Source organism: Burkholderia sp. NFPP32, assembly GCF_900119325.1.
GTDB classification, from domain to species: Bacteria; Pseudomonadota; Gammaproteobacteria; order Burkholderiales; family Burkholderiaceae; genus Burkholderia; species Burkholderia pyrrocinia_C.
Window position 1 is genome coordinate 1 of sequence record NZ_FPJP01000072.1, and the last position, 1936, is coordinate 1936.

Here is a 1936-nt window from a genome sequence, read left to right on the forward strand (position 1 = left end):
TGACGAAACTGGCGGATGACAAAGATACGCCGCCGCGCGTGAAGCAGGCTGTCAATTACTTACTGAAGCATCTGGATGACTTCAAGCGGATCGAGGCGTCTGACGGGACTACTCCCGACGGTACGGTCGGCCTCAGCGACTTTGAACGAGAAGCCGAGCAGGGTCCGACTCACGCGTAAATTGTGCGATTCGCAGACATCGTTTCACTTTCTTGAAGGCCGTTTCTTTGGCACGTCGGAACCCGTGGCGCCAATAGGAGACACGGGTTCCGACGCGCGCCGATGATGTTCGCCGAGGATCTTGTCGACCCGCCATTCGCGGTGCCGAATTCGCTCTATCCGCTTGTCGTACGCACTTACCACCTCGTCCGCGAGAGGTGTGATTTCACCCAGCTCCGCGATGCGGTCAACAGGAGTCTTTCCACCGAGTGAGCCGTGTGACCGACGCCAGTTGTAGTCGAACTGCCACTCTTCGATTCGCAACTCGATTGCCTACTCTGTCGGGGCATGGTGGAACCAGAACTCGTTCAGGTCAGTAAGCTGCGAGCGTTCGACCTTGCCATTGAGGTGCGGCGAGCATGGTGGAATTTGCCGGAACTTGATGTACTCGCTCATCAGGCGCCGCTACACCGATTCAGCGAAGAACTCGCCGCCGCGGTCGGTCTGGGTACGTTGAATCGGAAACGGCATCTCCTCGATGACACGATCAAGGAAAAGCAGCGTATTTCGGGCATTTCTTCGGGGGTAGACGGCCAGTACACGAAAACGTGAACAGTCATCGATGGCCGTGTACTGATAGACGCCTCGCGCAATCTTCATCGTGTCCATCTGGACGCGGTCTCCGGGAACCGGACGACTGTAGCGCCTCGGTTGTACCGGCCTCCTGGGGCGAACCAACGGCTTCACGGACGCTTCGCACAGAACCTTATGAATGGTCGCGAGGGATAGTTCTCTTTGCTCGTGCAGACGCAATTCGCTCTGAATCCGCCGTGCCCCCCTTGCGCTCAGCCCGCATGCGAAGAATCGTTGCCCTATCTACGTCAGAGACCTTTCGATTCGGGCTGGTCAGAGGGCGACGGCTTTGAGAGCGAAGACCGTCCTCTCCCGCTTCCTGGTAGCGGCGCAGCCACTTGCGAAGCGTTGGCCTAGAGATGCCACAACGCGTGCACACGAGACTGGCGTTGCCGGTCTCGGTGTTTGTCAACGTAGTTGTCGGTGTGCCAAGAAGGAAAGCGACCGGAGGTCGCTGTACATGCTGTAGCCGTGATGAGGGTTGGCCCCTCGGTTTCGCCGATCAGGCGGTGATACCAAACCACTCAGAGCTGCATTCGTTAAGAGCGAGTGTGGTGAGCGTCTGAGGAAAAGGCGGGATGAATCCCGTCAGGTATGCAGGAAGGAGGCGAACGAAAGTGAACCATCGAAGAAGTGTCGATAATTGCAATGGTGTCAAAACCGAGGACTCGACAACGCCTCGGGATAAGTCAGGCGGCAACCTGAACGTGGGCTTGACGGCATCCGGCATAGAGGTGGCGCGACCTTCCCGCAGGCATGGATACGGAACTTGGGAACCTGTCGTCTCGATGCCAAGGGAGACGCTCAAGCGGAGAACCCGTGAGAGCCAGAGTACCAATGCGAGGCACAGGGGCGGAGTCATGCGTAGTAGCGTCGAAAGGGTTGTAATGACCTCTGGAGCGAAGGCATGACCTTGTCTGGTGGGGATCATGGAACAACTGCAACGCGGGAAGATTCCGGGGTTGCCACCAAGTCGTTCGAGATATCCAAGCGGTTGGTTTGGGAAGCCTGGAAGCGCGTGGCCGCCAATCAAGGCGGGCCGGGTGTGGATACGAGAGCACCATCACGAAGGCCATCAGCGGTCGGCGCGCGCGACCGATCTCAAGGTAGCCGAAGTGACCCCAATCGACCTGGGCCTGTTCACC

General features: G+C 58.3%; 1 protein-coding gene and 1 pseudogene. One reads left to right on the forward strand and one right to left on the reverse strand.

Going from position 1 to position 1936, the window contains the following annotated elements:
* Window positions 1-203: 203 nt before the first annotated feature.
* A pseudogene (locus BT264_RS37730) lies at window positions 204-1203 on the reverse strand (IS481 family transposase).
* 517 nt (window positions 1204-1720) lie between these two features.
* Between BT264_RS37730 and BT264_RS39745 the strand changes: the two are divergent.
* The coding region (locus BT264_RS39745) for a hypothetical protein (protein WP_218173379.1) at window positions 1721-1936 on the forward strand (216 nt) is incomplete at its 3' end.